Source organism: Sphingomonas hylomeconis, from assembly GCF_025370105.1.
In the GTDB taxonomy this organism is placed as follows: domain Bacteria; phylum Pseudomonadota; class Alphaproteobacteria; order Sphingomonadales; family Sphingomonadaceae; genus Sphingomonas; species Sphingomonas hylomeconis.
In genome coordinates, this window is record NZ_JANQBK010000004.1 from 146,590 (window position 1) to 171,139 (window position 24,550).

Here is a 24,550-nt window from a genome sequence, read left to right on the forward strand (position 1 = left end):
GCCTTCATTGCGGGGGCAGACTGAATTCGTCGCTGCGCCGGTCCTGCGATTGGGTGAGCAATTCGTCGCTGCGGTCAGGCCGCGCCTGATTGCTCGGGGTAAGCAATTGCGCCGGGGTCGGCCGCGCCTTGGCGCCGTACGGCGCCACCGGCAGTTCCTTGCCCGGCGCGGGGGTCAGCCCCGACGCACCGCAGCCGCCGAGCGCCAGCGCAGCCAGCAATATCGCATATTTCATCCTGCTTCTCCCGTCCGTGCCGCGTGGATCGCCGCGCGGACCCGCGCCGGCGCGGTGCCGCCGAAACTCATCCGGCTGGCGACCGAGGCATCGACGCTCAGCACGGTGTACACGCGCGCGTCGATCCGCGCATCGATCGCCTGCAGGTCGGCGAGCGGCAGCTGGTCCAGCGCCACGCCCAATTGCTCCGCGCGCTTCACCGCGCTGCCGGTGATGTGATGCGCCTCGCGGAACGGAATGCCGCCCTCGCGCACCAGCCAGTCGGCGAGATCGGTGGCGGTGGCATAGCCAGCCTCCGCCGCGGCGCGCATCCGCGCCGTCCGGAACGTGGCGCTCCCGACCATCCCGGTCATCGCCGCGATGCTCAGCCCCAGCAGATCGTGCGCCTCGAACACCGGCGGCTTATCGTCCTGCATGTCCTTGGAATAGGCGAGCGGCAGGCCCTTCATCGTGATCATCAGCGCGGTGAGGCAGCCGATGATCCGGCCCGAATGCCCGCGCACCAGTTCCGCTGCATCGGGATTGCGCTTCTGCGGCATGATCGAGCTGCCGGTCGACCATTGATCGCTGAGCGACACGAAGCCGAACGGCTGCGACGCCCACAGGATGAATTCCTCGGCCAGGCGGCTGAGATGCAGCGCGGTCTGCGCGGCGGCGGCGAGATAGTCGAGCGCGAAATCGCGGTCACTGACCCCGTCGAGCGAGTTGCGCGTCGGACCGTCGAAGCCGAGCGCCGCGGCGGTGGCATCGCGATCGATCGGGAAGCCCGTGCCGGCCAGTGCGGCGGAGCCCAGCGGGCACAGATTACCGCGCGCCCGGGAATCCGCGAAGCGCGAGCGATCGCGCGCGATCATCTCGTAATAGGCCATCAGATGATGACCGAGCGTAACGGGCTGCGCGCTCTGCAGATGCGTGAAGCCGGGCATCACGCTGTCGGCATGTTCCTCGGCACGGGCGAGCAGCGCCTGCTGGAAGGCGACGAGCGCGGCGTCGACCTGATCGATCGCGTCGCGCACCCAGAGCCGGAAATCGGTCGCCACCTGGTCGTTGCGCGAGCGCGCGGTGTGCAGCCGCCCGGCGACCGGGCCGATCAGCGCGGCGAGCTTCGATTCGCTCTGCATATGGATGTCTTCGAGGGTGAGATCCTCGGCCACGCCATTGGCCTCATAATCGGCCGCGACCCGCTCGAGCCCGGCGAGAATCGCCGCCGCATCCGCCGGATCGATGATCCCCTGTGCGCCCAGCATCGTGGCGTGCGCCTTGGAGCCGGCGATGTCCTGCCGCCACAAGCGCTTGTCGAACGGGATCGAGGCATTTATCTCGCGCATCACTGCCGCCGGGCCTTCGGCAAAGCGCCCGCCCCACATCGCATTGGACGCGTTCATGTCTTTCCGCTCGACGATCGTACCGCTCCTGCTGCCGACTATGGTGATGTTGGGCGCCCTAGCCGGGTGCGATAGGCAAGACACGGCGGCGGAGCAAGCGAACGCCGCGTCCCCGGCCGCCAACGCGACCGCGAGCACCGCGCCGCAAGCCGGCGAGAAGGTGATCACCGACACGATCGGCACGCTCGATCGCAGCCACAAGGGAACGGCCGCGCTGACGCTGCCGTTCCAGGGCCCGGATGGGCGCCAGACCACGATCGCCGCGTTCGCCGGCAAGCCGGTGCTGGTCAATCTCTGGGCGACGTGGTGCGCGCCCTGCGTGGCGGAGATGCCGACGCTCGACCGGGTTGCCGAGCGGATGCAGGTGGTGGCGATCAGCCAGGATCTCGAGGGTGCGGCGAAGGTCGATCCGTTCTTCGCCAAGGCCGGGCTGAAGAACATCAAGCGCTATCTCGATCCCGGCGTCGCGCTCTCGGTCGCCTATCAGGCGAGCCTGCCGACCAGCATCCTCTACGATTCGGCCGGCAAGGAAGTATGGCGCATGACCGGCGGCATGGACTGGACCAGCGCGACCGCCACCGAGCTGCTCGCCGAGGCGCGCTAAGCGCGCGGCCGGCGACGCAAAGCCCTGCCAAGCGCGGACAGATGCTCCATCCCTGGCCATGGCAGGCCAGGGATGGTTCGCAGCCGCCGCTGGTCTGCCGGCGGGCTCAGCCGCCGACGAGATCCCCGACGACCAGGCTGTAATTGCCGTCGCTATTCTGGCTGAGATAGGCGCCGAAGTTGGTCGGCACGTCGCTCAGCTCGAGATTGGCGTCGCCATCGAAGTCGAGATTGGCGGTATAATTGGATTCGAACGACAGCTGGAACTGCCCCTGGCGGCCGTTGCAGCCATGGCCGTCGGTCCGCTGGTAGGTGAAGCTGGCCTTGCGATTGGGCGCGATGTTGCCGATCGACTGACCCGGCTGCGGCGAATCGCAGCAGTTGAAGTTGTTGTTGGTCACGGCGACGTCGACCGCCGCATCGAAATAGTTGACGATATTAAGCGTTTTCGCGGCACCCATAACTGTCCCCCCCCAATCGCTATTGCAACGACATGCCATAGCCTAAGTAGTTAACGATGACATTTGCAGGGAGTCAACGGGAATTACTTTGCAATTGAACACATACGACTCGGCTATTCACACCGGGAGCCCGCACCGTAAGCGGGGAGTGGCAGGGATCGGTTCGGCAACTGTGCGGCGCCGACTGTCGCGATCCAGGTGTCCATCGCCAATTACGCCCCGCCCCCGCCCCCAACGCAATCAGGCGGTGTGCGTCCGCGCATCGGGATCGGGCAGCGGTACGAAAGGCAGGCACGGCGCGCATCCCCACACATCGATCACCCGCCGGTAGCGTTCCTTCGTACCACGGTGTTCGATCAGAATCCGGAGCCGGCTGGGAATGATGCTGAGGCCGCGATATTCGGGGTCGATCCGGAGATGATCGAGCCGATCGCGTTGGACATAAGCCGCCACGGACGCAGCGAGCAACGCATGCGATGCCGCGGCCTCGGGCGTGACATAGCCGCTATTGGCCGGCGATTTCGATCCGCCCAGTTCGAGCGGCACGATGTAGATCTTGGCCAGCAGGCGTTTGCGGACGAGCTTGCTCGCGGCCATCCGGGTGGTGATGCTGGCGAAATCGATCGCGGCGGGCGGGGCCGGTACGCGGACCGCGCGGTCACGCATCGCGCTGACCGAGGCGATCGGGGCCGCGGCTGCCGCGAGCAGGACGCACAACGCCGCGCGGACCGTGCGCGTCCATCCAGCCCGTTCGCCCAGATCGTCCATCGCCCCCCGGCCCGATGCAGTTCCCGCTTGCAGTGTATCGCGCGCGGGCGAGACGACCAAGCAGAATATGGCCGATCCGGCTTAAAAAGCCGCCGTGCGGCTATCAGAATTTTCAGGAGCCGGCGGGCACGTCGGCGGCTTGGGCGGGTAATCTCGCCGTCCGCCCCCGCGGTTCGACGAAATCAGGCGCGCGTAAAGTCCATGGTCCAGTTGGTTTCCCAGCTTTGCCCACCATCGGCGGATAAGGCTTGTTCCCACCGCGGGGTCTCGGTGTCGGTGTGCAGCCACAAGAAGCGGAGCTTGACCGGTACGCCGTCCAGCACGTCGTCCGCGAGGAACGTGCCGACGCCGTTCTCGAAGTGGCCGACCACCGGCACGTCAAGGGCGTGCGGCGCGCGCGAGTCGAGCCACCAAATCGCCCAGCGGCCTAGCGCGGGATCGAACGAGCGGATCGCCAATGCGCGATACGCGCCCGCCGCGACATGCAGGACATTGTCCTCGATATTGCCATTGCCACCGAGCACCGGACGCATCTCGCTGGTGCCGTCAAACGCCTCCCAATCCTGGCAATTGGCTAGCCGGGCCTTCAGCTGCCGATGTGCGACGCGCCACCGGCCGATCTGAAAATCGAAATCGGCGCTCACGTCAGCGGGCATCAATCGTGCTCGCGGCCGTCGGAGCCCATGTACAGCTGGCTCCCGGTTTCCTTGAACACTCGGCTCATCTCCTTCATTCCGGCGATCGCCGCGGCCTTGCTGGCGGCCGCCGTCTCCGCGCCGGTCGGGCCGGTCGCGAGGAAGCCTTCCACGCCCTGGTTCTGCTTGTTGGCGAACTCGCGCACTTCCTGCGAGATCTGCATCGAGCAGAATTTCGGGCCGCACATCGAGCAGAAATGCGCGGTCTTGGCGCCTTCCGCCGGGAGCGTCTGATCGTGATATTCCTCCGCCGTATCGGGATCCAACGACAGGTTGAACTGATCGCGCCAGCGGAATTCGAAGCGCGCCTTCGACAGCGCATCGTCGCGCATCTGCGCGGCGGGGTGGCCCTTCGCCAGATCGGCGGCATGCGCGGCGAGCTTGTAGGTCACCACGCCGACCTTGACGTCGTCGCGGTCGGGAAGCCCCAGATGCTCCTTGGGCGTGACGTAGCAGAGCATCGCCGTGCCGTACCAGCCGATCATCGCCGCGCCGATGCCGCTGGTGATATGATCGTAGCCGGGCGCGATATCGGTGGTGAGTGGCCCAAGCGTGTAGAACGGCGCCTCGCCGCAGACCTCGAGCTGCTTGTCCATATTCTCCTTGATCTTGTGCATCGGCACATGGCCGGGGCCTTCGATCATCACCTGGACATCGCTCTTCCACGCGCGGTGGGTGAGTTCGCCCAAGGTGTAGAGCTCGCTGAACTGCGCTTCGTCATTGGCGTCGGCGATCGAGCCGGGGCGCAGGCCGTCGCCCAGGCTGTAGGCGATGTCGTACGCCTTCATGATCTCGGTGATCTCGTCGAAGCGCTCGTAGAGGAAGCTCTCCTTGTGGTGCGCAAGGCACCATTTCGCCATGATGCTGCCACCGCGGCTGACGATGCCGGTCACGCGCTTGGCCGCCATCGGGATATAGCCGAGGCGCACGCCGGCGTGGATCGTGAAATAGTCGACGCCCTGCTCGGCCTGCTCGATCAGCGTGTCGCGGAAGATCTCCCAGGTCAGGTCCTCGGCGACGCCGCCGACCTTTTCCAGCGCCTGATAGATCGGCACGGTGCCGATCGGCACGGGCGAGTTGCGGATGATCCATTCGCGCGTGTCGTGGATGTTGCGGCCGGTGCTGAGGTCCATCACCGTGTCGGCGCCCCAGCGGATCGACCAGACCATCTTGTCGACTTCGGCCGCGACGTTCGAGGCGACGGCGGAATTGCCGATATTGGCGTTGATCTTGACCAGGAAGTTGCGGCCGATCGCCATCGGCTCGGATTCGGCATGGTTGACGTTGTTGGGGATGATCGCGCGGCCGCGCGCGATCTCGTCGCGGACGAATTCGGGCGTGACGTAATCGGGGATGTTGGCGCCGAAGCTCTCGCCGTCGCGGATCAGCGCTTCCCGTGCCTGCGCGCGGCCGAGATTCTCGCGGATCGCGACATATTCCATCTCGGGCGTGATGATGCCGCGGCGGGCATAGTGCATCTGGCTGACGTTCTGGCCGGCCTTCGCGCGCAGCGGGCGCCGGGCGGCGGCAGGATATTGCGGCACGCCGCCCGAGCGATCGGGGCCGAGCTGGCCGTTATCCTCGGGGCGGATCTCGCGGGCGTCATATTCCTCGACATCGCCGCGCGCGAGGATCCAGTCACGACGCAGTTCGTGCAGGCCGGCGTTGATGTCGATCAGCGCGTTCGGATCGGTGTACGGGCCGGACGTGTCGTAGACGCGCAGGGGCGGCTCGAGGCAGGTCGGATCGAGCATGATCTCGCGCATCGCCACGCCGGCGCCGGGGATATTGGCGTGCGGCACGTGGATCTTGCGGCTACCGCGGATCGCGCCTGTCGTGACGCCGATTTCGGTGCGGGCGGGGATGTCGGCCATGCGTATGCGCTCCAAGGATACGGAGCGGGCGCGGTTTCCGGGCGTGGACACCGCATCCCTTCCTCCGCCGGTTCTAACCGGATCAGGTTCAGCGGGTCGAAGGCTCCAGCCTTCCTCTCAGCTGCGGATCGGCAGCCCCCCGGGGAAGCGGCCGGCATATGCCGTTGTCGGCGCGACGCCAAACGAAAAAGGGCCGGGCGTCGCCGCCCGGCCCTCTTCTGCTGTCGCGCGGCGCGCGATCAGGGGTTGGCGGTGCTCGTCTTGAACGCGGCAAGATTGGCGTTCAGCCCGTTGGGGAAGAAGCCGCCCATCGACGCGCCGGCCGTCTTGGCAGCGGTGTTGAGATAGACGATGTTGAGCACCTGCGACGGCGAGCGGCTATAGGCGATCGCATTGGCATCGGCGGGCACGATATTGGCATCGCCGTTGTTCGCCGTGGTGCCGTTGAGCGTGATACCCTGATCGCGCTCGGCAGTGGCACCGGTGGTGCCATCGAGGCTGTCGCGCGCATCCGAGATCTTGTTGGCATTGGCGATCAGGTCGCTGGACGGGGTCGCGATGCCCTTGGCATAGAGCACGGTGCGGACCAGGCCGGCATGATAGGCCTCGGCGGCGAGAATGCCGGCGGCGGCCTCGAGATACGCCTTGCTGGTGATCAACGGCGCCGCGCCCTTGTATGCCGAGACGCCGACATCCTCGAAGATATAGGCGCCGAGCAGGAACGCCTCGGGCGAGGCATAGGGATTGAACATGTCGCCCGCGCCGACCACGCCGGCGGCGCGCGCCGCCGCGGTGAACGCGCCGTTCGCATCACCCGAGATATTGATGTTGGGCATGGCGACGGCGCTGCTGCCGATCGCCAGACGCAGGAAGCGCACGTGATCCGCCTCATCCTGCGCGATTTCGCGGGCATAGGCGCCGACCAGCGCATCGCCCGAGAAATCGACCTGCGCACCACCGGTGACGGTGCCCGGTGCAGCACCGCTGCCGCCCTGGGTCAGGCTGGTCGACAGACCGGCGCCGTTGACGGCGTAGCTGTAGAACTGCGCCTCGAGATATTCGAGGTTGAGCGCGAAATTGAGGATGTCGAAATCGAGGTTGGCGGTCGGCGTGGGGGTCGAGGTGGCCGTCGCGGTCGGGGTCGGGGTCGGGGTCGCCGAACCGCTCCCATTGTCGTTGCCGCCACCGCAGGCGGACAGCAAGGCCAGCCCGCCGACGGCGGCGGTGCCGCTGCCGGCAACCTTGAGGAAGTTGCGGCGCGCGTCGCGCCGCTTGGCCACGGCGGCGAGGATCTCTTGCACGTTGTCTTGGTCGATCATGTCGAAATTCCCTGAAATAAGATGTCGTAAACGGAGTGGATCAGTCGCCCGGGCTTAGCCGCTGGTCTTGATCGTGCCGTTGACACCGTTGGGGAAGAAACCGCCGGCCGTGGCCGTGCCCGACTTGAGATAGACGATGTTGAGCACCTGGCCCGTCGTCCGGCTGTAGGCCAGGCCGTTTTCGTTGAGCGGCACGATGTTCGAGGCGCTGCCGCGATTGGCGATGCCCTGATCGTCGTCCGGTCCGGTGCCGGTCGTCTGGTTGAGCGATGCCGAACCATCCAGCGAATCGCGCGCGTTGGAGATCGCCTCGGTCGCCTCGATCAGCCGCTTGGACGGCGTGGCGATGCCCTTGGCATAGAGCGAGGTGCGCACGATCGATGCGTGATACGCCTCGACCGCGAGGATGCCGGCAGCGGCCTCGAGATACAGCGTCGAGCTGAGCAGTGGTGCCGCGCCCTTATAGGCAGTGACGCCGACATCTTCGAACAGGAACGCGCCGAGCAGGAAATTCTCCGGCGAGGCATAGGGGTTGAATGCGCCGCCCGCGGTCAGGCCGGCGGCGGTGGCCGCTGCATTGAACGGGCCATCGGCGGCACCGCTGATGTTGATGTTCGGCATGGCCACGGCGGACGTGCCGAGCTGCTGACGCAGGAACGTGACGTGCGCCAGTTCGTCGGCCGCGATTTCCTTGGCATAGGCCGCGACCAGCGGATCACCGCTGAAATCGACCTTGGCGCCGCCGGTCAGCGTGCCGCCCGCCGTGCCCGAGCCGCTTGCGGTCAGGGTTGCGGGCAGGCCCGTGCCGTTCACGGCAAAGAGATAGAATTGCGCCTCGAGATATTCGAGGTTGAGCGCAAAATTGAGAATGTCGGCGTCGGTGAAGGTCTGTGCCGTCGCTACGCCGCTGCCCAGCGAAATTGCCGCGGCACCCGCGCCGGCAACGGCTGCGGCGCCAAAGGCGGCCTTGAAGAAGTCACGGCGTTCGTTGCGCCGCTCCGCGCGCGATTCGAATGTCTCGATCAGTTGCTGGTTCGTATCGGTCATGCCGTTCGTCTCCCTTTTACGCCGGCGGACTCGTGCAGCGGCGACCCGCCCCGATCCGCCGATCCAGGGCAACTCGATCAGCACAAACCGTCCGTTCTGTGGCGCTGTTGCCAAGATCGGACGGGATGCGTCAACCAGATACGCATGGGATTGGAATTAGGATGCAACCCTTTACCTCGGCTGAACGACCCTTCGGCACGATCAGCCAGCGCGATCAGAACGTATAAGCGAGGCCGACCGCGCCGAGGAACTGATTGCGATCCCCCGCGATGCTGACGATCGGGCTGTCCGCGAAATCGCCCAGCAGCCGCGAATAGGAGGCGCCGGCGACCAGCGACAGGCCGTGCAGCAGATCGCCGGTCAGCGCATAGGTGCCGATCGCGGTGACCGAATAGTTCTTCCAGCCCTTGCCGGCATTGTAGGTCGGCAGCGTGCTGAGCAGTGAGCCGGCGGGGGTGACGCTGAAATAGGTATCGGCATATTCGCCACCGACATAGGCGGCATTGGCCGACAGGCCGACATAGGCCTTGCGGCTGAGCGGCGTGCCGTAATCGATCTGCGGGGTGATCACGTAGCTCTTATGCGCCTTGTTGACGTCCTGCACGTAGGACACGCTGGCGCCGAGCGTATCGTAATCCGAGGTGATCACGCCGGTGCGCGACAGGCCGGCATAACCGCCGACCTCGATCGCGGTGTCGCGCTCGCCGAGCGCCGCGACACGAACATTGTCGATCGTCTTGCGGCGGGTGCGGTCGAAATTGGCGCCGACCACCGGGCCGAGCTGGAAATCATAGCCCGGGCCGGCATCGTTGGGCACCAGATCGACGAACAGTTGCGCGCCGCGGGTCGAGAAGTTGATGCCCGAAACCGAACCGCGGATCAGCGCGGCGGGAATGACCCGGTTCTTGCCCGAGCCTTCGAAGGTCGGCAGCGTGGCAACGCCGACCGCGACCGTCAGGCTGTCACCCCCGGTGGCGATCTCGGGCTGCGGCGTCGTGTCCTGCGCGGCGGCGGGCAGTGCGATGAGAGCGGCAGCGGTCAGCGCCAGGCAGCGAAGGGTGAGACGCAAGGGGTGTACTCCGGGTAAATTGGAAGATGGTTTCACCCGCGGAACGCCCGCTTGTGTGTTTGGCTCCGGGACGGTGCCGTCAGAACATATACTTCATGCGGATCTGTTGCCTTTCGGCATCACTTCTGAGCGTGAAGCGGGCCGCGGCGAAGCGCGGCGGGCCGAACAGGATCGCCGGATTGCGCGAAAAGCCGAACCCTTCGCGCGGGATGCCGGCGAGCGTGTCGAGCTTGTTGTTGCCATTCTCATCATGGATCACCGCCATGGCATAATCGCCCTGCGGCAGCGCGCCGAAGGTGATCGCGGTGTCGCTGGCGGGCACCGAGCGGGTGGTGGCGCGCGCGTCGTCGACACAGGCGGGGAAATTCTTCGGGTCGGCGGTCAGGCAGATGCGCACCATGCCCTTGGCCGAGCGCAGTTTGGCGATGTCGATATGCAGGTCAGCGACCGGCATCGCTCCCGGCAGGAAGGCGAGCAGCCCCAGCGCCGCGGCGATCGCGCGCACGCGCATGGCGGAATTCCCCGATGCCGCGATCGGTGCCGCAGAGGCGGTCCCAGAACCGGAAGTAAAGGCCATAATTGCACCCATATCGCTCATGATGTCGCTGGTGGTGGCTGGCGGTAATGAGCCACCCTCCAAGGCGCCCCTTCCACATCGGTGCCGGAAAGATCTCCCAGCCCATGTGATTGGTGACCCCCATAACCGTCATCACCGTGAGCACCACCCCCAGCGCGCCGACATGGATCGGAATTACGATCACCAGTAGCGGAATTATCACAGCGCCGGTCAGCGCCTCGATCGGGTGGAAGGCCATCGCCGCCCAGGCGGTGGGCGGCCGACTGGCATGGTGCACGGCATGCGCGAGCTTGAACGGCCCCGGGCGGTGCATCCAGCGATGCGTCCAGTAGAACCAGGTGTCGTGCGCGAAGAGATAGAGCAGCACCGAGACCGGCAGATACCAGAGCGGATAGGCATGGACGTCGGCATAGACTTCGGTCCAGCCGCGATTCTGCCACCCCCAGGCGAGCACGCCCGCGGGAATGCCGTAGATCGCCGCCGAGGCCAGGCTCCAGCCGACCTCGCGGCGCATCTGGCGATCGAGCCCCGCATAGAGGCCGGGATGGCGCGCGCGGGTCGCCGCGGCGAATGCCCCGCTGACGATGAGATAGCGGACACCGACGATCGCGGTCATCGCGGCGGCGGAGAGCAGGATGGCGAGCGCGATGGACATCGGGGCGATATAGCGCCGCGGAGAGCGGAGACCTAGCGCCGATCGGCGATGCCTGCCGGTCGCGCGAACGGGCGGACAAATCGTCCACTTGCACCGCTGCCAAGATCGGCTACCCGCTAGTGCGATGGCGAGCACCTTACATTGCGATGTCGCGATCGTCGGCGCCGGGCTGGCCGGGGGGCTGCTGGCACTGGCGCTAAAGCGCCGGCATCCGGCGCTCGACGTGCGGCTCATCGATGCGGCGAGAACGATCGGCGGCAATCACGTCTGGTCGTTTTTCGGCAGCGATGTCGACGAAGCGGACCGCTGGATCATCGCGCCGCTGATCAGCTATGGCTGGCGCACCTACGACATCGCCTTCCCCGCGCATCGCCGGCAGATCGATGCGGCCTATTATTCGATTGAGTCCGAGCGGCTTGATACCGTGATGCGGGCCAGCTTCCCGGCGCAGGCGCTGCTGCTCGGCCGCGCGGTGGCCGACATCGCCCCGACCGAAGTGACCTTCGCGGATGGCGACCGCATCGCCGCCAAGGCGGTGATCGATGCGCGCGGCCCCGGCGACCTGTCGCTGCTCGACTGCGGCTGGCAGAAATTCCTCGGCCGCGAATTCCGCCTCGCCGAACCGCATGACGATCCACGCCCGATGGTGATGGATGCGACCGTGCCCCAGCTGGACGGCTATCGCTTCGTCTATTGCCTGCCGTTCGCGGCAACCCGGATGTTCGTCGAGGACACCTATTACAGCGACACGCCCGATCTGGATCGCGGCGTGCTGGCGGATCGGCTGCACGATTATGTCGCAGGCCGCGGCTGGCAGGTCGAGCAGGCGGCGCGCGAGGAAGCGGGCGTGCTGCCGGTGACGATGGGCGGCGATTTCGAAGCCTATTGGGCGAGCAGCGGGCGGGGCCTGGCCAAGACCGGGATGCGCGCCGGACTATTCCACCCGACGACCGGCTATTCGCTGCCCGATGCGGTGCGCACCGCGAGCCTGATCGCCGGTGCGAGCGATCTCACCGGCGCCGCGCTGCACGATCTGACGCATGGCTTCGCCCGCGATCAGTGGCGCCGCCGCGGCTTTTACCGCATGCTCGACAAGATGTTGTTCCGGGCGGCAGACCCGGCGGAACGTTACCGCGTACTCGAACGCTTCTACCGGCTCGATCCGCGGCTTATAGGGCGGTTCTATGCAGGACGCTCGACCATGACCGACAAGGCACGCATATTGACCGGCAAGCCGCCGGTACCGATCGGCCGCGCGATCCGCGCGATCACCGGAACCCATGGAGCAACGTCATGACACCGCGCAGTGCAATCGTGGTCGGCGCCGGTTTCGGCGGCCTGGCGCTCGGCATCCGCCTGCAGTCGGCCGGCGTCGAGACGACGATCGTCGAGGCGCGCGACAAGGCCGGTGGCCGGGCGTACGTGTGGGAGAAGGACGGCTATACGTTCGATGCCGGCCCGACGGTGATCACCGACCCCGCCTGCCTGCAGGAATTGTGGGCGCTGACCGGCCGCGACATGGCCGACGACGTGACGCTCGCGCCGGTCCAGCCCTTCTACCGGCTCAACTGGCCGGATGGCGTGACGTTCGATTATACCAACGACGATGCGTCGCTCAACGCCCAGATCGCGCAGCTCAACCCCGACGACGTCGCCGGTTATGCCAAGTTCCTCGATTATTCGGCCGGCGTGTTCAAGGAGGGCTATGAAAAGCTCGGCCAGGTCGCGTTTCTCGATTTCGCCTCGATGATCAAGGCGGCACCGGCGCTGGCCAAATACCAGGCCTGGCGCTCGGTCTATTCGATCGTCTCGTCCTATGTGAAGGACGAGCATCTGCGGCAGGCGCTGTCGTTCCACACGCTTCTGGTCGGCGGCAATCCGATGACGACCAGCGCGATCTATGCGCTGATCCACAAGCTGGAACGTGATGGCGGCGTGTGGTTCGCAATGGGCGGCACCAACCAATTGATCGCCGGCATGGTGACGCATTTCGAGCGGCTGGGCGGCAAACTGATGCTGAACGATCCCGTGGTCAGCATCGAGACGCTCGGCGACAAGGCGACCGGCGTCACCACCGCGAGCGGCTGGGTCGGTCAGGCCGACATGGTGGCGTGCAATGGCGATGTGATGCACGTCTACAAGGACCTGCTCAAGACCAACCGCTCGGGCCAGCGCACCAAGGCCAAGCTCGAGCGCAAGCGGTACTCGCCGTCGCTGTTCGTGGTGCATTTCGGGATCAAGGGCACCTGGCCCGGCATCCCGCACCACACGATCCTGTTCGGCCCGCGCTACAAGGGGCTGCTCGCCGATCTGTACGATACTGGGGTGCTGCCGGAGGATTTCTCGCTCTATCTGCACCACCCGACGGTGACCGATCCGAGCCTCGCGCCCGAGGGCCATTCGAGCTTCTATGCGCTGGCGCCGGTGCCGCACATGGGCAAGTTCCCGGTCGACTGGGACGAGATCGCGCCCGTCCTGGAAACGCGCATCCTGGACGAGATCGGGCGCCGCCTGATCCCCGACATCCACGAACGGATCACGGTGAAATTCTCCTATACGCCGAAGGATTTCGCGCAGGATCTGAACGCCCATCTCGGCAGCGCCTTTTCGCTCGAACCGATCCTGACGCAGAGCGCGTGGTTCCGCGTGCACAATCGCGACGATCATATTCCCAATCTGTATTTCGTCGGCGCCGGCACGCATCCAGGCGCGGGTATTCCGGGCGTGGTCGGCAGTGCCAAGGCGACTGCCGCGCTGATGCTGGAGGCGCAGGCGTGATGACCACTGCAATCCTCCCCGGAACGGGGAGGGGGACCGCGCGCTTCTTCAGCGCGTGGTGGAGGGGGACCTCCACTCGCGCTTCGCTGCCGGCCAACCCCCTCCACCATTTGCCGGAAGAGGCAAATGGTCCCCCTCCCCGTTCCGGGGAGGAGCAGAAATGAAGCGCTTGGCAATCTATTGCGGTTCGGCAACGCCGGCCGATCCGGTCTATCTGGACTCCGCACGGGCGGTTGGCCGCACGCTGGCCGAGCGCGGGATCGGCGTGGTCTATGGCGGCGGTCGGCTCGGGCTGATGGGCGCGGTGGCGGATAGCGCGCTGGCCGCCGGCGGTGAGGTGATCGGGATCATCCCGCAGGCCTTGGTCGATCTCGAAGTGGCGCATCGCGGCTGCACCGAGCTGCGCGTTGTCGAGACGATGCACCAGCGCAAACAGGCGTTCACCGATCTCAGCGACGGCTTCATCAACCTGCCCGGCGGCACCGGCACGATGGACGAATTGTGGGAAGCGCTGTCCTGGGCGCAGCTCGGCTATCACGACAAGCCGGTCGGGCTGCTCAACGTCGCGGGCTATTACGATCATCTGATCGCCTTCTACGCTAAGATGGGCGAGGTCGGCTTCCTGCGCCCGCAGCATCAGGGCGTGATGATCATGGATGACACGCTGGACGGGCTGCTCGATCAGATGGCTGCGCACGTGCCGATCCACACGATCACCAAGATGAAGGCCAGCGACCTTTGAGGCGTGGCCGGTGAGCGACCACGCACTGCCCAGCCGTGACGCGATCGTCGCTACCGCGCAGGAATCGATCGCGCGCGGCTCGAAGAGCTTTGCCGCGGCCTCCAAACTGTTCGATCGCCGCACACGCGAACGCGCCTGGCTGCTCTATGCCTGGTGCCGGGCGTGCGACGATATTGCCGACGGGCAGGATCATGGCCACGGCATGACGCTGATCCACGACGCGCCCGAGCGGCTGACGCGCATCACTGCGCTGACCGAGGCGGCGCTCGCCGGCCAGGTGGTCGGCGATCCGGCGTTCGATGCGTTGCGCATCGTGGCCGAAGAAACGCGCATGCCGCCGGCTTTCGCGCGCGATCTGATCGCCGGATTCGCGCTCGACGCGCGCGGCTGGCGCCCGCGCTCCGAGGCCGACCTGTACAAATATTGCTACCATGTCGCCGGCGTGGTTGGCTGCATTATGGCGGTGGCGATGGGCGTCGACCCGGACGACCAGGACACGCTGGATCGCGCCTGCGATCTCGGCATGGCGTTCCAGCTCGCCAATATCGCGCGCGACATCGAGGAGGATGACCGGGTCGGGCGCGCTTACGTGCCCGAGGACTGGTTCGTCGAAATGGATATCCCGCCCGGGCAGCACATGAAGCCGCCGTTCCGCCCGCGGCTTGCGGTGCTGGCGCGGCGGCTGGCGGACCGTGCCGCCGAGTTCGAGGCAAGCGCGCGGGTCGGCACGCCGAAACTGCCGTTCCGCTCGGCCTGGGCGGTGCTGTCAGCGGCCGGGATCTACGGCGCGATCGGGCGCGCGGTGGCGGCGCGCGGGGAGCATGCCTGGGATCACCGGGTGACGACGTCGCGCTGGGAGAAGCTGAAATTCATCACCCGGGCGGCGATCGAGGCGCGCGGGCGGGCGCGACTCTATCCGCCCAGCCCACGCGACATCGCCTGGACGCGACCGCGACATTAAACGCCTTCGTCGGCGAAGGCGCGAAGGGAAGTTACCCCAGCAGCGGTTCGCCCTTGTACGGTTTGTGATGCACGCGGACAGCGGCCCACGCGCCGGCGAGCGGCGCGATGATCGCGGCGGCCTGCATCCACAAGGGATGCGGCAGCGAGATCAGCGTGGCGATGTTGCCGGCAATGACCAGCACAGCGACCGTCCAGCCTGCCCAGCGCCGGTCGCACACGCGCAGCGCCAGCCAGGCGCCGCCGAACGCCGCGGCAAACCAACCCACGACCACGAGCAGCTTGGCCGGCAGCGGCAGCGCCGCCATTTTGGCGGCCAGCGCGGTGCGATCGAGCGTCTCGGTATCGAGCGCGACCGGATAGAAAGCGTGCGCGATCGCCTCGATCGCGGCGAGAATCGCCAGCGCCGCCGCGATGCCTAGCACCAGCCCCACTATCGCTCGCATCAACCGCGCCTTGCGCATCAAAAACCCCCGTCGCGGACAGGCGACGGGGGCGACGATAGCAGCCGATGGTGATCTCGCAACTCAGCCAAGCGGCTTGTCGCGCCCTGCCTTGGCCATCTCGGCGCCAAGCTTGCGGCACGAAGCGGTGACCACCGGAAAGTCGATGTCGGAGTTGCGCATCAATGCACCCGGCATCGCTGCCTGGCATTGCGCGTAGCTGGCGTAAGTCGCCTGCTCGACCCGGGCCTCGGCGCAATTTGCGCTGCCGTCCGAACACCCCATGATCGCCATGACGAAGAACAGTGGTTCCATGTCGCGTCTCCAATTCGAACAGTAAAATCGATGAGCGGACGTTCTTGTTCCATCAATCGCTTTCATGGGGGCTTGACCGATCCTACATGGTCCTCGTGCCCCCCATGACCGAACCCACCAGCGCCGAACGGCCGCTCTTGCCGACGCTCCGGCGTTTCCTGCCCTATCTCTGGCCGAAGGATGCGCCGGCGCTCCGGCTGCGCATCGTCGGCGCGATGACGCTCGTGGTCTTTTCCAAGCTGGTGCAGGTCTATGGCGCGCCGTTCGCATTGCAGGGTGCAGTCGACGGCATGGCCCAAGGCGATCGCTCCGCCACCACGCTGATCGTCGCGCTGGTGGTCGGCTATGCCGCCGCGCGATTCGGTTCGGTCCTGTTCGACAATCTGCGCAACGCGGTGTTCGAGCGCGTCGGGCAGGATGCCACCCGCCGCCTCGCCGCCAATGTGTTCCGCCATCTGCACCAGCTGTCGCTCCGCTTCCATCTCGAGCGTCGCACCGGCGCGGTCACCAAGGTGGTTGAGCGCGGCACCAAGAGCATCGATACGATGCTGTATTTCCTGCTCTTCAACATCGCCCCGACGATCCTCGAACTGGCGCTGGTGATCGGCATCTTCGGCACCAAGTTCGGCTCCTGGCTGGTCGCCGCGACGCTGGCGATGGTGGTGATCTATATCGCTTTCACGCGCTGGGTGACGGATTGGCGCGCCGCCTTGCGCACGCGGATGAACGACCTCGACACCGGTGCGGTCGCGCATGCGGTGGATTCGCTGCTCAATTTCGAGACGGTGAAATATTTCGGCGCGGAGGAGCGCGAGGCCAAGCGCTACGATTCGGCGATGGCGGCCTATGCCGGCGCGGCGGTGACGAGCGAGAATTCGCTCGCCTGGCTCAATGTCGGCCAGGCGCTGATCACCAACGTGATGATGGCGTTCGGCATGGGGCTGGTCGTGTTCGGCTGGGCGCGCGGCGAATTCACCGCGGGCAACGTGGTGCTGGTCTCGACCCTGCTGGCGCAGCTGTTCCGCCCGCTCGATCTGCTCGGCATGGTCTATCGCACGATCCGCCAGGGCGTGATCGACATGGGCAGCATGTTCGACCTGATCGACACGCCGTCCGAAATCCGCGACGTCGAGGGCGCCGTGGCGCTCCGGATCGGCGCCGGCCATGTGAGATTCGAGGACGTGAAGTTCGGCTATGACGCCGATCGGTTGATCCTCAAGGGCATCGATCTCGATGTGCCGGCCGGGCATACGCTGGCGGTGGTCGGGCCGTCGGGGGCAGGCAAGAGCACGCTCGCGCGGCTGATGTACCGGTTCTACGACCTGACCAGCGGCCGCATCACGATCGACGGGCAGGATATCGCGCAGGTCACCCAGGCGAGCCTGCGCGCCGCGATCGGGATCGTGCCGCAGGATACCGTGCTGTTCAACGACACGATCGGCTACAATATCGGCTATGGCCGCGAGGGCGCGGGCCGCGACGAGATCGAGGCGGCGGCGCGCGGCGCGGCAATCTCGACCTTCATTGAGGGGCAGTCGGATGGTTATGACACGCGTGTCGGCGAGCGCGGCCTGAAGCTGTCGGGTGGCGAGAAGCAGCGCGTGGCGATCGCGCGCACGTTGCTCAAGAACCCGCCGATCCTGATCCTCGACGAGGCGACCAGCGCGCTCGACAGCCGTACCGAAGGCGAGATCCAGGCGACGCTCGAGGATATCGAGCGCGGCCGCACCACCATCGTCATCGCGCACCGGCTGTCGACCATCGTGCATGCCGACGAGATCGTCGTGCTCGAGGCAGGCGAGGTGGTCGAGCGCGGGTCTCACGCAGCGTTGCTGCGCCGGAACGGGCTGTATGCCGAGATGTGGAACCGCCAGGCGCAGGAGCGCGCCGAGGAAGAGGGCGCGCTGGCGGCGGAATAGGCGCGCCTGCCCCTCCCCACGGCCGTCATCCCGGACTTGATCCGGGATCCATCAGGCGGCTGGGGACGGGATTAGCGGCGGGAGGGACGAGCGTGCGGCACCATGGATCCTGAATCGAGTTCAGGATGACGGCGTGAAGATGGTTCAGGATGACGGCGTGGGGGATGGTAGCGCACTGATTTCACTTGCCGTTCACCCGGCAAGGTTGAAAAGCGACGGCATCTCCTAGCCCAAGGAATCCCGATGCTCGCTCGCCTGCTCGCCACCTCCGCTCTCGTCATCGCCATGCCGGCCGTGGCGCAGACCGCCAACCCGTTCGCCAAGCCCAGCACCCTGCCCTATCAGGCGCCGGACTTCCGCCAGATCAAGGACGGCGATTACCTGCCGGCGTTCGAACAGGGCATGAAGCAGCAGCGCGCCGAGATCGCCGCGATCACCGCCAACCGCGCCGCGCCGACCTTCGACAACACGATCGGTGCGATGGAGAAATCCGGCCGCATGCTCGATCGCGTCAGTTCGGTATTCTTCGCGCTGAGCCAGGCCAATACCAATGACACGCTGCAGGCGGTGGAAACCGAGATCACGCCCAAGCTGACCGCGCATGGCGATGCGATCGCGCTCGACCCCAAGCTGTTTGCCCGCATCAAGACGCTGTACGACAAGCGTGCGACGCTGAAGCTCTCGGTCGAGCAGGCGCAGCTGCTCAAGGTGACGTACCAGCGCTTCGTCGATGCCGGCGCGCAGTTGAGCGCGGCGGACCAGGTCAAATTGCGCGCGCTCAACACGCAGATCTCGACGCTGCAGACCGCGTTCCAGCAGAAACTGCTCGCCGGCACCAAGGCGGGGGCGCTGGTGGTCGACGACGTCAAGAAGCTCGACGGGCTCGGCGCGGACGGCATTGCCGCGGCGGCCAAGGCGGCGGCGGATCGTGGGCTCGCCGGCAAGTGGCTGCTGCCGCTGCAGAACACCACGCAGCAGCCCGCGCTCGCCTCGCTCACCGATCGCGCGACGCGCCAGGCGCTGTTCGAGAAGAGCTGGACGCGCAGCGAACAGGGCGACGCCAACGACACACGCGCGACGATTGCCTCGCTGGCGCAGTTCCGCGCGCAGAAGGCCAAACTGCTCGGCTATCCGACCTATGCCGATTATTCGCTGACCGACCAGATGGCCGAGACCTCGACCGCGGCCAAGGCGTTCCTGACGCAGTTCGCGCCGGCGCTGGCGGCCAAGCAGCGCGAGGAAGCGGCCGAGATCCAGGCCCGGATCAAGGCCACGGGCGGCACTTTCGAGCTCAAGCCGTGGGATTGGGATTTCTATTCCGAGCAGGTCCGCAAGGCCAAATACGACCTCGATGGCGACGCGCTGAAGCCCTATTTCGAGATCAACAAGGTGCTGACCGACGGCGTGTTCTACGCCGCGACCGAGCTGTACGGCATCACCTTTAAGGAGCGGAAGGACCTGCCGGTCTATGACGCCGACATGCGCGTGTTCGAGGTGTCGGAAGCCAACGGCACATCGATCGGCGTGATGTATTTCGATTACTGGAAGCGCGACAACAAATCGGGTGGCGCGTGGATGTCGAACTTCGTCGGCCAGTCGAAGCTGCTCGGCACCAAGCCGGTGATCTACAACGTCGCCAATTTCACCAAGCCGGCAGCGGGCAGCCCGGCGCTGATCAGCTTCGACGATGTGACGACGATGTTCCACGAATTCGGCCATGCGCTGCACGGCCTGTTCGCGGATCAGGTCTATCCGACGCTGTCGGGCTCGAACACGGCGCGCGATTTCGTCGAATTCCCGTCGCAGTTCAACGAACATTGGGCGCTCGATCCCAAGGTGCTCAGCCATTATGCGGTGAACTACAAGACCGGCGCGGCCATGCCGCAGGCGTTGGTCGACAAGATCAAGTCCACGCGCAGCTTCAACCAGGGCTATTCGACCGGCGAGGCGCAGGAAGCGGCGGCGCTCGATCTGGCGTGGCATTCGCTGCCGGCCGACGCCCCAAAACAGGATGTCGATGCGTTCGAGGCCAAGACGCTGGCCGGCATGGGGCTGCAGACGCAATATGTCCCGCCGCGTTACCGCACGAGCTATTTCTCGCACATCTGGGGCGGCGGCTATGCCGCGGGCTATTATGCCTATGCCTGGACGCAGATGCTCGATCATGACGCCTTTGCGTGGTTCACCGCGCATGGCGGCCTGACCCGCGCCAACGGCCAGCGCTTCCGCGACCTGATCCTGTCGCGCGGCCATACGCTGGATTACGGGCCGATGTTCAAGGCGTTCTACGGCAAGGATCCGGACGTGGGTCCGATGGCGGAGTATCTGGGGCTGACGGGGAAGTAGTTCCCTTTCGTCACCCCGGACTTGGTCCGGGGTCCACCATGCCGCACGGTCAGCCTGACGCGTCAGTGCCATCGCAAGCCGCTTGGTGGACCCCGGAACAAGTCCGGGGTGACGACATAACGGAACGCGCCAGCGGCCAGGCTAAGCCAGCAGGTCCTGCATCTCGGGATGCCGCTCGATATAGGCTGCGACGAAGCTGCACTCGGGCCGCACCTTCAGTGCCCGCGTGCGCGCTTCGCCGAGCGCGTGGGCGATCAGCCGGCTGGCGATCCCCTGCCCTTCCAGCGCGGGCGGCACGATCGTGTGCGTGAAGGTGATCGTCTCGCCGTCGATCTCATAGCTGGCGATGGCGGTCTCGCCCTGCTCGACCAGCTCGAAGCGGCTTTTGGCGGGATTATCATGTGGTTCGCTCATGGCGCTCCATGTAGCAGGTTGGACGCTTACGCCAAAGTGACTAGGTGAACGCGATGCCCCGCGATCCCCTGCCCCTGTTGCACTCGACCTTCGGCTTTCCCGGCTTCCGCGGGGTGCAGGAGAGCGTGGTGACGCGCGTGCTGGCCGGCGACAACACGCTGGCGGTGATGCCGACCGGGGCGGGCAAGTCGCTCTGCTATCAATTGCCCTCGGTGGTGCTGGAGGGCACCTGCGTGGTCGTTTCGCCGCTGATCGCGCTGATGCACGATCAGCTCCGCGCAGCGACCGCGGTCGGTATCCGCGCGGCGACGCTCACCTCGGTCGATACCGACCAGATGGAGACGATCGCGCGCTTCCGCCGCGGCGAGCTCGATCTGCTATATGTGGCGCCCGAGCGCGCCTCGAACATGGCGTTTCGCGAGTTGCTGACGCAGGCGCCGCTCGCCCTGTTCGCGATCGACGAGGCGCATTGCGTGTCCGAATGGGGCCATGATTTCCGCCCCGATTACCGGCTGCTGCGCCCGCTGCTCGATCATTTCCCGCACGTGCCGCGCCTCGCGCTGACCGCCACTGCGGACAAGGTAACGCGCGACGATATCCTCGATCAGCTCGGCATCCCGCGCGAGGGGATGATCGTCGCCGGGTTCGATCGGCCCAATATCCGCTACACGATCAGCCCCAAGGACAATACGACGCGGCAGATCGCCGATCTGATCGCCGAGACGCCGGGCGCCGGCATCGTCTATTGCCAGAGCCGCGCCGGCACCGAGAAGATGGCCGAGGCGCTGGCGCGCAGCGGGCGGCCGACGCGCGCCTATCATGCCGGGCTCGATCCGCAGGTGCGCGCGCGCAACCAGGCCGATTTCGTTGCGTCCGAGGACATGGTGATCTGCGCGACGGTGGCGTTCGGCATGGGCATCGACAAGCCCGACGTGCGCTTCGTCGCGCATGCCGGCATGCCCAAATCGATCGAATCCTATTATCAGGAGACGGGCCGCGCTGGCCGCGACGGCGATCCGGCGGTGGCGCACCTGTTCTGGGGGGCGGAGGATTTCGCCAAGGCACGGCAGCGGATGTCGGAAGTCGAGCCGGCGCGGCAAGCGGGCGAGCGCGTGCGGCTGCAGGCGCTGGGTGCCTTGGTCGAGACGCCGGGCTGTCGGCGCAAGATCCTGCTCCGCCATTTCGGCGACGACGCGCCGGACTATTGCGGCAATTGCGACAATTGCCTCAATCCGCCGGGCGCGGTGGACGCGACCGAGGTGGCCAAGAAGGTGCTCTCGGCAGTGTTCCGCACCGGGCAGAGCTTCGGCATGGGCTATATCGAGCAGGTGCTGACCGGCGTCTCGACCGAGCGCAGCCTGATGAACGGGCATGAGGCGCTGGGCGTCTGGGGCCTGGTCTCGAGCGCGGACGAACTGGCGCTGCTCAAGCCGGTGATCCGCGCGCTGCTGCTGCGCGATGCGCTGCGTGCCAACGATTTCGGCGGGCTGGAATTCGGTCCCGGCGCGCGCGGCATCTTGAAAGAAAATGAAGAAGTGTCGCTGATCCTGCAGCCCAAGCGCGAACGGCGCGGGCGGGGGCGTAGCGGCAGCAGTGCCGGCACGGTGGCCAATCCGAGCGGCGATCCCTTGTTCGAAGCGCTGCGCGCCAAGCGCCGCGCGCTGGCGGCGGAGGCGAGCGTGCCGCCTTATGTGATCTTCCATGATTCGGTGCTGCGCGAGATGGCGACGCTCAAGCCCAGGTCGCTCTCGGCAATGGCCAACATCACCGGCGTTGGCGAGCGCAAGCTGACCGCCTACGGTGACGCCTTCCTGCAAGTTATCCGCGAAGAAGGAGCCTGATCATGGCCGTTATCCGCCGCATCGACGACCATATCTCGGTCGCGCCGCAGATTCAGCCGGGGGATGTCGCCGAGATTGCCGCCGCTGGCTTCACCGCCATCGTCAACAATCGCCCCGACGACGAGGATGCCGGCCAGCCCGCGGGCGCCACGATCCGCGCCGCGGCGGAAGCGGCCGGGCTCTCCTATAGCGAGATTCCGGTGACGCAGGCCGGCTTCTCGCACCCGCAGATCGACGCGATGGCCGCGGCGCTCGCCGCGTCGCCGGGCCCGGTGCTGGCCTATTGCCGCTCGGGCACGCGCAGCTGCAATCTATGGGCGCTGGCGGCGGCCAAGACCGACGGCCATCCCGACACGCTGATGGCGAAGGCGGCGGCGACCGGCTACGACCTGACCGGCATCCGCCCGCTGCTCGACGCGCTGGCCGGCGGCAGGTGAACTGGCTGCAGCTCGGCGGATCGATCGCCGCGATCCTCGCGCTGGCGGGGATCGCCTGGGCACTGGGCCTGGGCCGGGCGAGCATTGTGGACGAAGCGCAAGCGATGCGCGCGGCGGAGGATGCGCTGTCCGGGTTCGAGGCGACCCATGCGGTGGTCGGGAGCGACGGCCGGGCGGCCTTGGTCTACGGCGCGGATGGCAAGGTCGCGGTGCTCAAGCTGCACGGCGCGCAGCCGGCGGTGCGGCTGGTGCCGGCAAGTTCGGTGCGGGATACTGGCGTGGCGTTCCTCGTCGAGTCGGGCGAGCGGTTGTTCGGGCAAGTACGGGTGAAGAAGTAGAAGTCTGGTTCGCACGGAGGCGCGGAGGACGCGGAGGTGGTGCGCGCCGGGTAACTGTCGCGCGTCAGCGCAATCGTTCCGAACGAACGAGCTCATAGCCGCTACGCGGTAGCCCCTTTCCTTCTTCTCCGCGTCCTCCGCGTCTCCGCGCGAACCAAACTACTTCTGGTAACGGCCCGACATGCACCCCTCTTGGGTTCGCGCTGACACTTGTGTAAGCAGTTGCCATGAACCTGCCCGATATCGTTTCCTATGCAGTGCCCGGATTCGTCCTGCTGGTGCTGGTCGAGATGATCGTCGTACGGCTCCGGCATCGCGAGCGCTATGAGCCGAAGGACACGCTGACCAGCCTCGCGCTCGGCACCGGCAGCACCGTGGCGGGCGCGCTGACCGCGGGGATCGCCTTCGCGATGGCGCTATGGGTGTGGCAGTTCCGCCTCTTCGACATCGGTTATGCCTGGTATTGGTTCGTACTCGCCTTCGTGATCGACGATCTGGCCTATTACGTGTTCCACCGCCTGGCACACCGCGTGCGCTGGTTCTGGGCGAGCCATGTGATCCACCATTCGAGCCAGCACTACAATCTGTCGACCGCGCTCCGGCAGACCTGGACCGGCTTCATCAGCCTCGGCTTCCTGTTCCGCCTGCCGCTGGCCTTGATCGGTTTCCCGCCGGCGATGCTGGTGTTCGTCGCCGGCATCAACCTGGTCTATCAGTTCTGGATCCACACCGAAGTGATCGGCAAATGCCCGCGCTGGTTCGAGGCGGTGATGAACACGCCGAGCCATCACCGCGTCCACCACGCGACCAACCCGCAATATCTCGACAAGAATTATGCCGGCGTTTTCATCGTCTGGGACCGCCTGTTCGGCACGTTCATCGAGGAGCGCGCCGACGACAAACCGCGCTATGGCATCGTCAGGAACCTCGGCAGCTTCAACCTGCTCTGGGCGGCGTTCCACGAATGGATCGGCATCGCCAGGGACGTGTGGGCCGCGCCCGGCTGGCGCGCGAAACTCAATTACATGATCAAGCCGCCGGGCTGGAGCCATGACGGCAGCCGCGACACGTCGGAGGTTCTGAAGGAACGCTGGGCGGAGCAGCAACGCCGCCGCGCCAACGGCTAGTGCCCGTTCAGCTTGGCTGCTGTAGCGACGGCGGATGGACAAGAAGAACTGGAACAAGGCCGGCCTCGCCGCGGTCATCATGCTGGCGCCCGGCGGCTTCATCCTCGGCGCGACGCTAGGGCTGCGCTACTGGCAGAAGCGCCGCGCGGAGAAGGCGGACACTGAAGTTGCGCTCCAGAATGATGTGGCCTCCTAACCTGCC

General features: G+C 66.3%; 26 protein-coding genes and 1 riboswitch. Of the genes, 12 read left to right on the forward strand and 14 right to left on the reverse strand.

Translation table 11 applies throughout. The annotated features are described in order from the left end of the window. Positions 1-4 precede the first annotated feature (4 nt). Together NV401_RS07230 and argH are read right to left on the reverse strand one after the other, a co-directional pair. Positions 5-235, reverse strand: a complete 231-nt coding sequence (locus NV401_RS07230; protein WP_261293730.1) for a hypothetical protein — start codon at positions 233-235, stop codon at positions 5-7. Next, the gene (gene argH, locus NV401_RS07235; RefSeq protein ID WP_261294056.1) at positions 232-1,602 is read right to left on the reverse strand and encodes an argininosuccinate lyase; all 1,371 of its coding nucleotides are present in this window, start codon (positions 1,600-1,602) and stop codon (positions 232-234) included. Before argH ends, NV401_RS07230 begins: the two co-directional genes overlap by 4 nt. Positions 1,603-1,780: 178 nt before the next feature. Between argH and NV401_RS07240 the strand changes: the two genes are divergently transcribed. Further along, positions 1,781-2,224, forward strand: coding sequence for a TlpA family protein disulfide reductase (locus tag NV401_RS07240; protein WP_315369069.1), 444 nt, complete (start codon positions 1,781-1,783; stop codon positions 2,222-2,224). Positions 2,225-2,330: 106 nt separating this feature from the next. Here the strand turns inward: NV401_RS07240 and NV401_RS07245 are convergent, their stop codons facing one another. From NV401_RS07245 to NV401_RS07285, 9 genes are all read right to left on the reverse strand, one after another. Next, a complete protein-coding gene (locus NV401_RS07245; RefSeq protein WP_261293732.1) occupies positions 2,331-2,684 on the reverse strand; it encodes a hypothetical protein in 354 nt (117 codons plus the stop codon). A 240-nt stretch (positions 2,685-2,924) separates the two neighbouring features. Next, complete coding sequence (locus NV401_RS07250; RefSeq protein WP_261293733.1) at positions 2,925-3,452, reverse strand: hypothetical protein; 528 nt, start codon at positions 3,450-3,452, stop codon at positions 2,925-2,927. A 182-nt stretch (positions 3,453-3,634) separates the two neighbouring features. Continuing rightward, a complete protein-coding gene (locus tag NV401_RS07255; protein ID WP_261293734.1) occupies positions 3,635-4,108 on the reverse strand; it encodes a DUF1579 domain-containing protein in 474 nt (157 codons plus the stop codon). Then, positions 4,108-6,021, reverse strand: coding sequence for a phosphomethylpyrimidine synthase ThiC (thiC, locus tag NV401_RS07260; protein ID WP_261293735.1), 1,914 nt, complete (start codon positions 6,019-6,021; stop codon positions 4,108-4,110). The genes NV401_RS07255 and thiC overlap by 1 nt, the downstream gene beginning before the upstream one ends. A gap of 42 nt (positions 6,022-6,063) precedes the next feature. After that, positions 6,064-6,173, reverse strand: a riboswitch (TPP riboswitch). An 87-nt stretch (positions 6,174-6,260) separates the two neighbouring features. After that, positions 6,261-7,340 (reverse strand): ferritin-like domain-containing protein, encoded by a 1,080-nt coding sequence (locus NV401_RS07265; RefSeq protein WP_261293736.1) that lies wholly within the window; start codon positions 7,338-7,340, stop codon positions 6,261-6,263. Positions 7,341-7,394: 54 nt separating this feature from the next. After that, entirely contained in the window at positions 7,395-8,387 is a 993-nt protein-coding gene (locus NV401_RS07270) for a ferritin-like domain-containing protein (RefSeq protein ID WP_261293737.1), read from the reverse strand. 214 nt (positions 8,388-8,601) lie between these two features. After that, complete coding sequence (locus NV401_RS07275) at positions 8,602-9,456, reverse strand: MipA/OmpV family protein (RefSeq protein WP_261293738.1); 855 nt, start codon at positions 9,454-9,456, stop codon at positions 8,602-8,604. Positions 9,457-9,535: 79 nt separating this feature from the next. Continuing rightward, positions 9,536-9,967: a DUF2141 domain-containing protein gene (locus NV401_RS07280; RefSeq protein WP_261293739.1), complete on the reverse strand. Its 432-nt coding sequence runs from the start codon at positions 9,965-9,967 to the stop codon at positions 9,536-9,538. Next, positions 9,897-10,688 (reverse strand): sterol desaturase family protein, encoded by a 792-nt coding sequence (locus NV401_RS07285; protein ID WP_261293740.1) that lies wholly within the window; start codon positions 10,686-10,688, stop codon positions 9,897-9,899. Before NV401_RS07285 ends, NV401_RS07280 begins: the two co-directional genes overlap by 71 nt. 124 nt (positions 10,689-10,812) lie before the next feature. On the opposite strand from NV401_RS07285, the gene crtY reads away from it, so the two are divergent. The 4 genes from crtY (at position 10,813) to NV401_RS07305 (ending at position 15,169) form a co-directional block, all read left to right on the forward strand. Continuing rightward, entirely contained in the window at positions 10,813-11,985 is a 1,173-nt protein-coding gene (crtY, locus tag NV401_RS07290; protein WP_261293741.1) for a lycopene beta-cyclase CrtY, read from the forward strand. Continuing rightward, positions 11,982-13,466: a phytoene desaturase gene (locus NV401_RS07295; protein ID WP_261293742.1), complete on the forward strand. Its 1,485-nt coding sequence runs from the start codon at positions 11,982-11,984 to the stop codon at positions 13,464-13,466. The genes crtY and NV401_RS07295 overlap by 4 nt, the downstream gene beginning before the upstream one ends. 160 nt (positions 13,467-13,626) lie before the next feature. Continuing rightward, complete coding sequence (locus tag NV401_RS07300; RefSeq protein WP_261293743.1) at positions 13,627-14,208, forward strand: LOG family protein; 582 nt, start codon at positions 13,627-13,629, stop codon at positions 14,206-14,208. Positions 14,209-14,218: 10 nt separating this feature from the next. Beyond that, positions 14,219-15,169 (forward strand): phytoene/squalene synthase family protein, encoded by a 951-nt coding sequence (locus NV401_RS07305; protein ID WP_261293744.1) that lies wholly within the window; start codon positions 14,219-14,221, stop codon positions 15,167-15,169. A gap of 31 nt (positions 15,170-15,200) precedes the next feature. Here the strand turns inward: NV401_RS07305 and NV401_RS07310 are convergent, their stop codons facing one another. Together NV401_RS07310 and NV401_RS07315 are read right to left on the reverse strand one after the other, a co-directional pair. After that, positions 15,201-15,614 carry a hypothetical protein gene (locus NV401_RS07310; protein ID WP_261293745.1) on the reverse strand — a complete coding sequence of 138 codons (414 nt, stop codon included), beginning with the start codon at positions 15,612-15,614 and terminating at the stop codon, positions 15,201-15,203. 81 nt (positions 15,615-15,695) lie between these two features. Then, positions 15,696-15,926: a hypothetical protein gene (locus tag NV401_RS07315; protein WP_261293746.1), complete on the reverse strand. Its 231-nt coding sequence runs from the start codon at positions 15,924-15,926 to the stop codon at positions 15,696-15,698. Between the two features lie 104 nt (positions 15,927-16,030). On the opposite strand from NV401_RS07315, the gene NV401_RS07320 reads away from it, so the two are divergent. Further along, positions 16,031-17,845 (forward strand): ABCB family ABC transporter ATP-binding protein/permease, encoded by a 1,815-nt coding sequence (locus tag NV401_RS07320; RefSeq protein WP_261293747.1) that lies wholly within the window; start codon positions 16,031-16,033, stop codon positions 17,843-17,845. 243 nt (positions 17,846-18,088) lie between these two features. Next, positions 18,089-20,191: a M3 family metallopeptidase gene (locus tag NV401_RS07325; protein ID WP_261293748.1), complete on the forward strand. Its 2,103-nt coding sequence runs from the start codon at positions 18,089-18,091 to the stop codon at positions 20,189-20,191. Between the two features lie 141 nt (positions 20,192-20,332). Here NV401_RS07325 and NV401_RS07330 read toward each other — a convergent pair whose 3' ends face one another. After that, positions 20,333-20,605: a GNAT family N-acetyltransferase gene (locus tag NV401_RS07330; protein WP_261293749.1), complete on the reverse strand. Its 273-nt coding sequence runs from the start codon at positions 20,603-20,605 to the stop codon at positions 20,333-20,335. Positions 20,606-20,658: 53 nt separating this feature from the next. Here NV401_RS07330 and recQ point away from each other — a divergent pair, with 53 nt between their 5' ends. The 5 genes from recQ to NV401_RS07355 all read left to right on the forward strand — a co-directional run bounded on the left by recQ (position 20,659) and on the right by NV401_RS07355 (position 24,544). Further along, positions 20,659-22,446, forward strand: a complete 1,788-nt coding sequence (recQ, locus tag NV401_RS07335; protein ID WP_261293750.1) for a DNA helicase RecQ — start codon at positions 20,659-20,661, stop codon at positions 22,444-22,446. A gap of 2 nt (positions 22,447-22,448) precedes the next feature. Further along, the gene (locus NV401_RS07340) at positions 22,449-22,883 is read left to right on the forward strand and encodes a TIGR01244 family sulfur transferase (protein ID WP_261293751.1); all 435 of its coding nucleotides are present in this window, start codon (positions 22,449-22,451) and stop codon (positions 22,881-22,883) included. Then, entirely contained in the window at positions 22,880-23,221 is a 342-nt protein-coding gene (locus NV401_RS07345; protein WP_261293752.1) for a hypothetical protein, read from the forward strand. The genes NV401_RS07340 and NV401_RS07345 overlap by 4 nt, the downstream gene beginning before the upstream one ends. 227 nt (positions 23,222-23,448) lie before the next feature. Then, positions 23,449-24,348 carry a sterol desaturase family protein gene (locus tag NV401_RS07350; protein ID WP_261293753.1) on the forward strand — a complete coding sequence of 300 codons (900 nt, stop codon included), beginning with the start codon at positions 23,449-23,451 and terminating at the stop codon, positions 24,346-24,348. A 34-nt stretch (positions 24,349-24,382) separates the two neighbouring features. After that, entirely contained in the window at positions 24,383-24,544 is a 162-nt protein-coding gene (locus NV401_RS07355) for a hypothetical protein (RefSeq protein WP_261293754.1), read from the forward strand. Positions 24,545-24,550 lie beyond the last annotated feature (6 nt).

Bases quoted from the DNA above. Each gene is read 5' to 3' on its own strand.
- NV401_RS07230 (WP_261293730.1), bottom strand. From the start codon at position 235: ATGAAATATGCGATATTGCTGGCTGCGCTGGCGCTCGGCGGCTGCGGT.
- argH (WP_261294056.1), bottom strand. From the start codon at position 1,602: ATGTGGGGCGGGCGCTTTGCCGAAGGCCCGGCGGCAGTGATGCGCGAG.
- NV401_RS07245 (WP_261293732.1), bottom strand. From the start codon at position 2,684: ATGGGTGCCGCGAAAACGCTTAATATCGTCAACTATTTCGATGCGGCG.
- NV401_RS07250 (WP_261293733.1), bottom strand. From the start codon at position 3,452: ATGGACGATCTGGGCGAACGGGCTGGATGGACGCGCACGGTCCGCGCG.
- NV401_RS07255 (WP_261293734.1), bottom strand. From the start codon at position 4,108: ATGCCCGCTGACGTGAGCGCCGATTTCGATTTTCAGATCGGCCGGTGG.
- thiC (WP_261293735.1), bottom strand. From the start codon at position 6,021: ATGGCCGACATCCCCGCCCGCACCGAAATCGGCGTCACGACAGGCGCG.
- NV401_RS07265 (WP_261293736.1), bottom strand. From the start codon at position 7,340: ATGATCGACCAAGACAACGTGCAAGAGATCCTCGCCGCCGTGGCCAAG.
- NV401_RS07270 (WP_261293737.1), bottom strand. From the start codon at position 8,387: ATGACCGATACGAACCAGCAACTGATCGAGACATTCGAATCGCGCGCG.
- NV401_RS07280 (WP_261293739.1), bottom strand. From the start codon at position 9,967: ATGCGCGTGCGCGCGATCGCCGCGGCGCTGGGGCTGCTCGCCTTCCTG.
- NV401_RS07285 (WP_261293740.1), bottom strand. From the start codon at position 10,688: ATGTCCATCGCGCTCGCCATCCTGCTCTCCGCCGCCGCGATGACCGCG.
- crtY (WP_261293741.1), top strand. From the start codon at position 10,813: ATGGCGAGCACCTTACATTGCGATGTCGCGATCGTCGGCGCCGGGCTG.
- NV401_RS07295 (WP_261293742.1), top strand. From the start codon at position 11,982: ATGACACCGCGCAGTGCAATCGTGGTCGGCGCCGGTTTCGGCGGCCTG.
- NV401_RS07300 (WP_261293743.1), top strand. From the start codon at position 13,627: ATGAAGCGCTTGGCAATCTATTGCGGTTCGGCAACGCCGGCCGATCCG.
- NV401_RS07310 (WP_261293745.1), bottom strand. From the start codon at position 15,614: ATGCGAGCGATAGTGGGGCTGGTGCTAGGCATCGCGGCGGCGCTGGCG.
- NV401_RS07315 (WP_261293746.1), bottom strand. From the start codon at position 15,926: ATGGAACCACTGTTCTTCGTCATGGCGATCATGGGGTGTTCGGACGGC.
- NV401_RS07320 (WP_261293747.1), top strand. From the start codon at position 16,031: ATGACCGAACCCACCAGCGCCGAACGGCCGCTCTTGCCGACGCTCCGG.
- NV401_RS07325 (WP_261293748.1), top strand. From the start codon at position 18,089: ATGCTCGCTCGCCTGCTCGCCACCTCCGCTCTCGTCATCGCCATGCCG.
- NV401_RS07330 (WP_261293749.1), bottom strand. From the start codon at position 20,605: ATGAGCGAACCACATGATAATCCCGCCAAAAGCCGCTTCGAGCTGGTC.
- recQ (WP_261293750.1), top strand. From the start codon at position 20,659: ATGCCCCGCGATCCCCTGCCCCTGTTGCACTCGACCTTCGGCTTTCCC.
- NV401_RS07340 (WP_261293751.1), top strand. From the start codon at position 22,449: ATGGCCGTTATCCGCCGCATCGACGACCATATCTCGGTCGCGCCGCAG.
- NV401_RS07350 (WP_261293753.1), top strand. From the start codon at position 23,449: ATGAACCTGCCCGATATCGTTTCCTATGCAGTGCCCGGATTCGTCCTG.
- NV401_RS07355 (WP_261293754.1), top strand. From the start codon at position 24,383: ATGGACAAGAAGAACTGGAACAAGGCCGGCCTCGCCGCGGTCATCATG.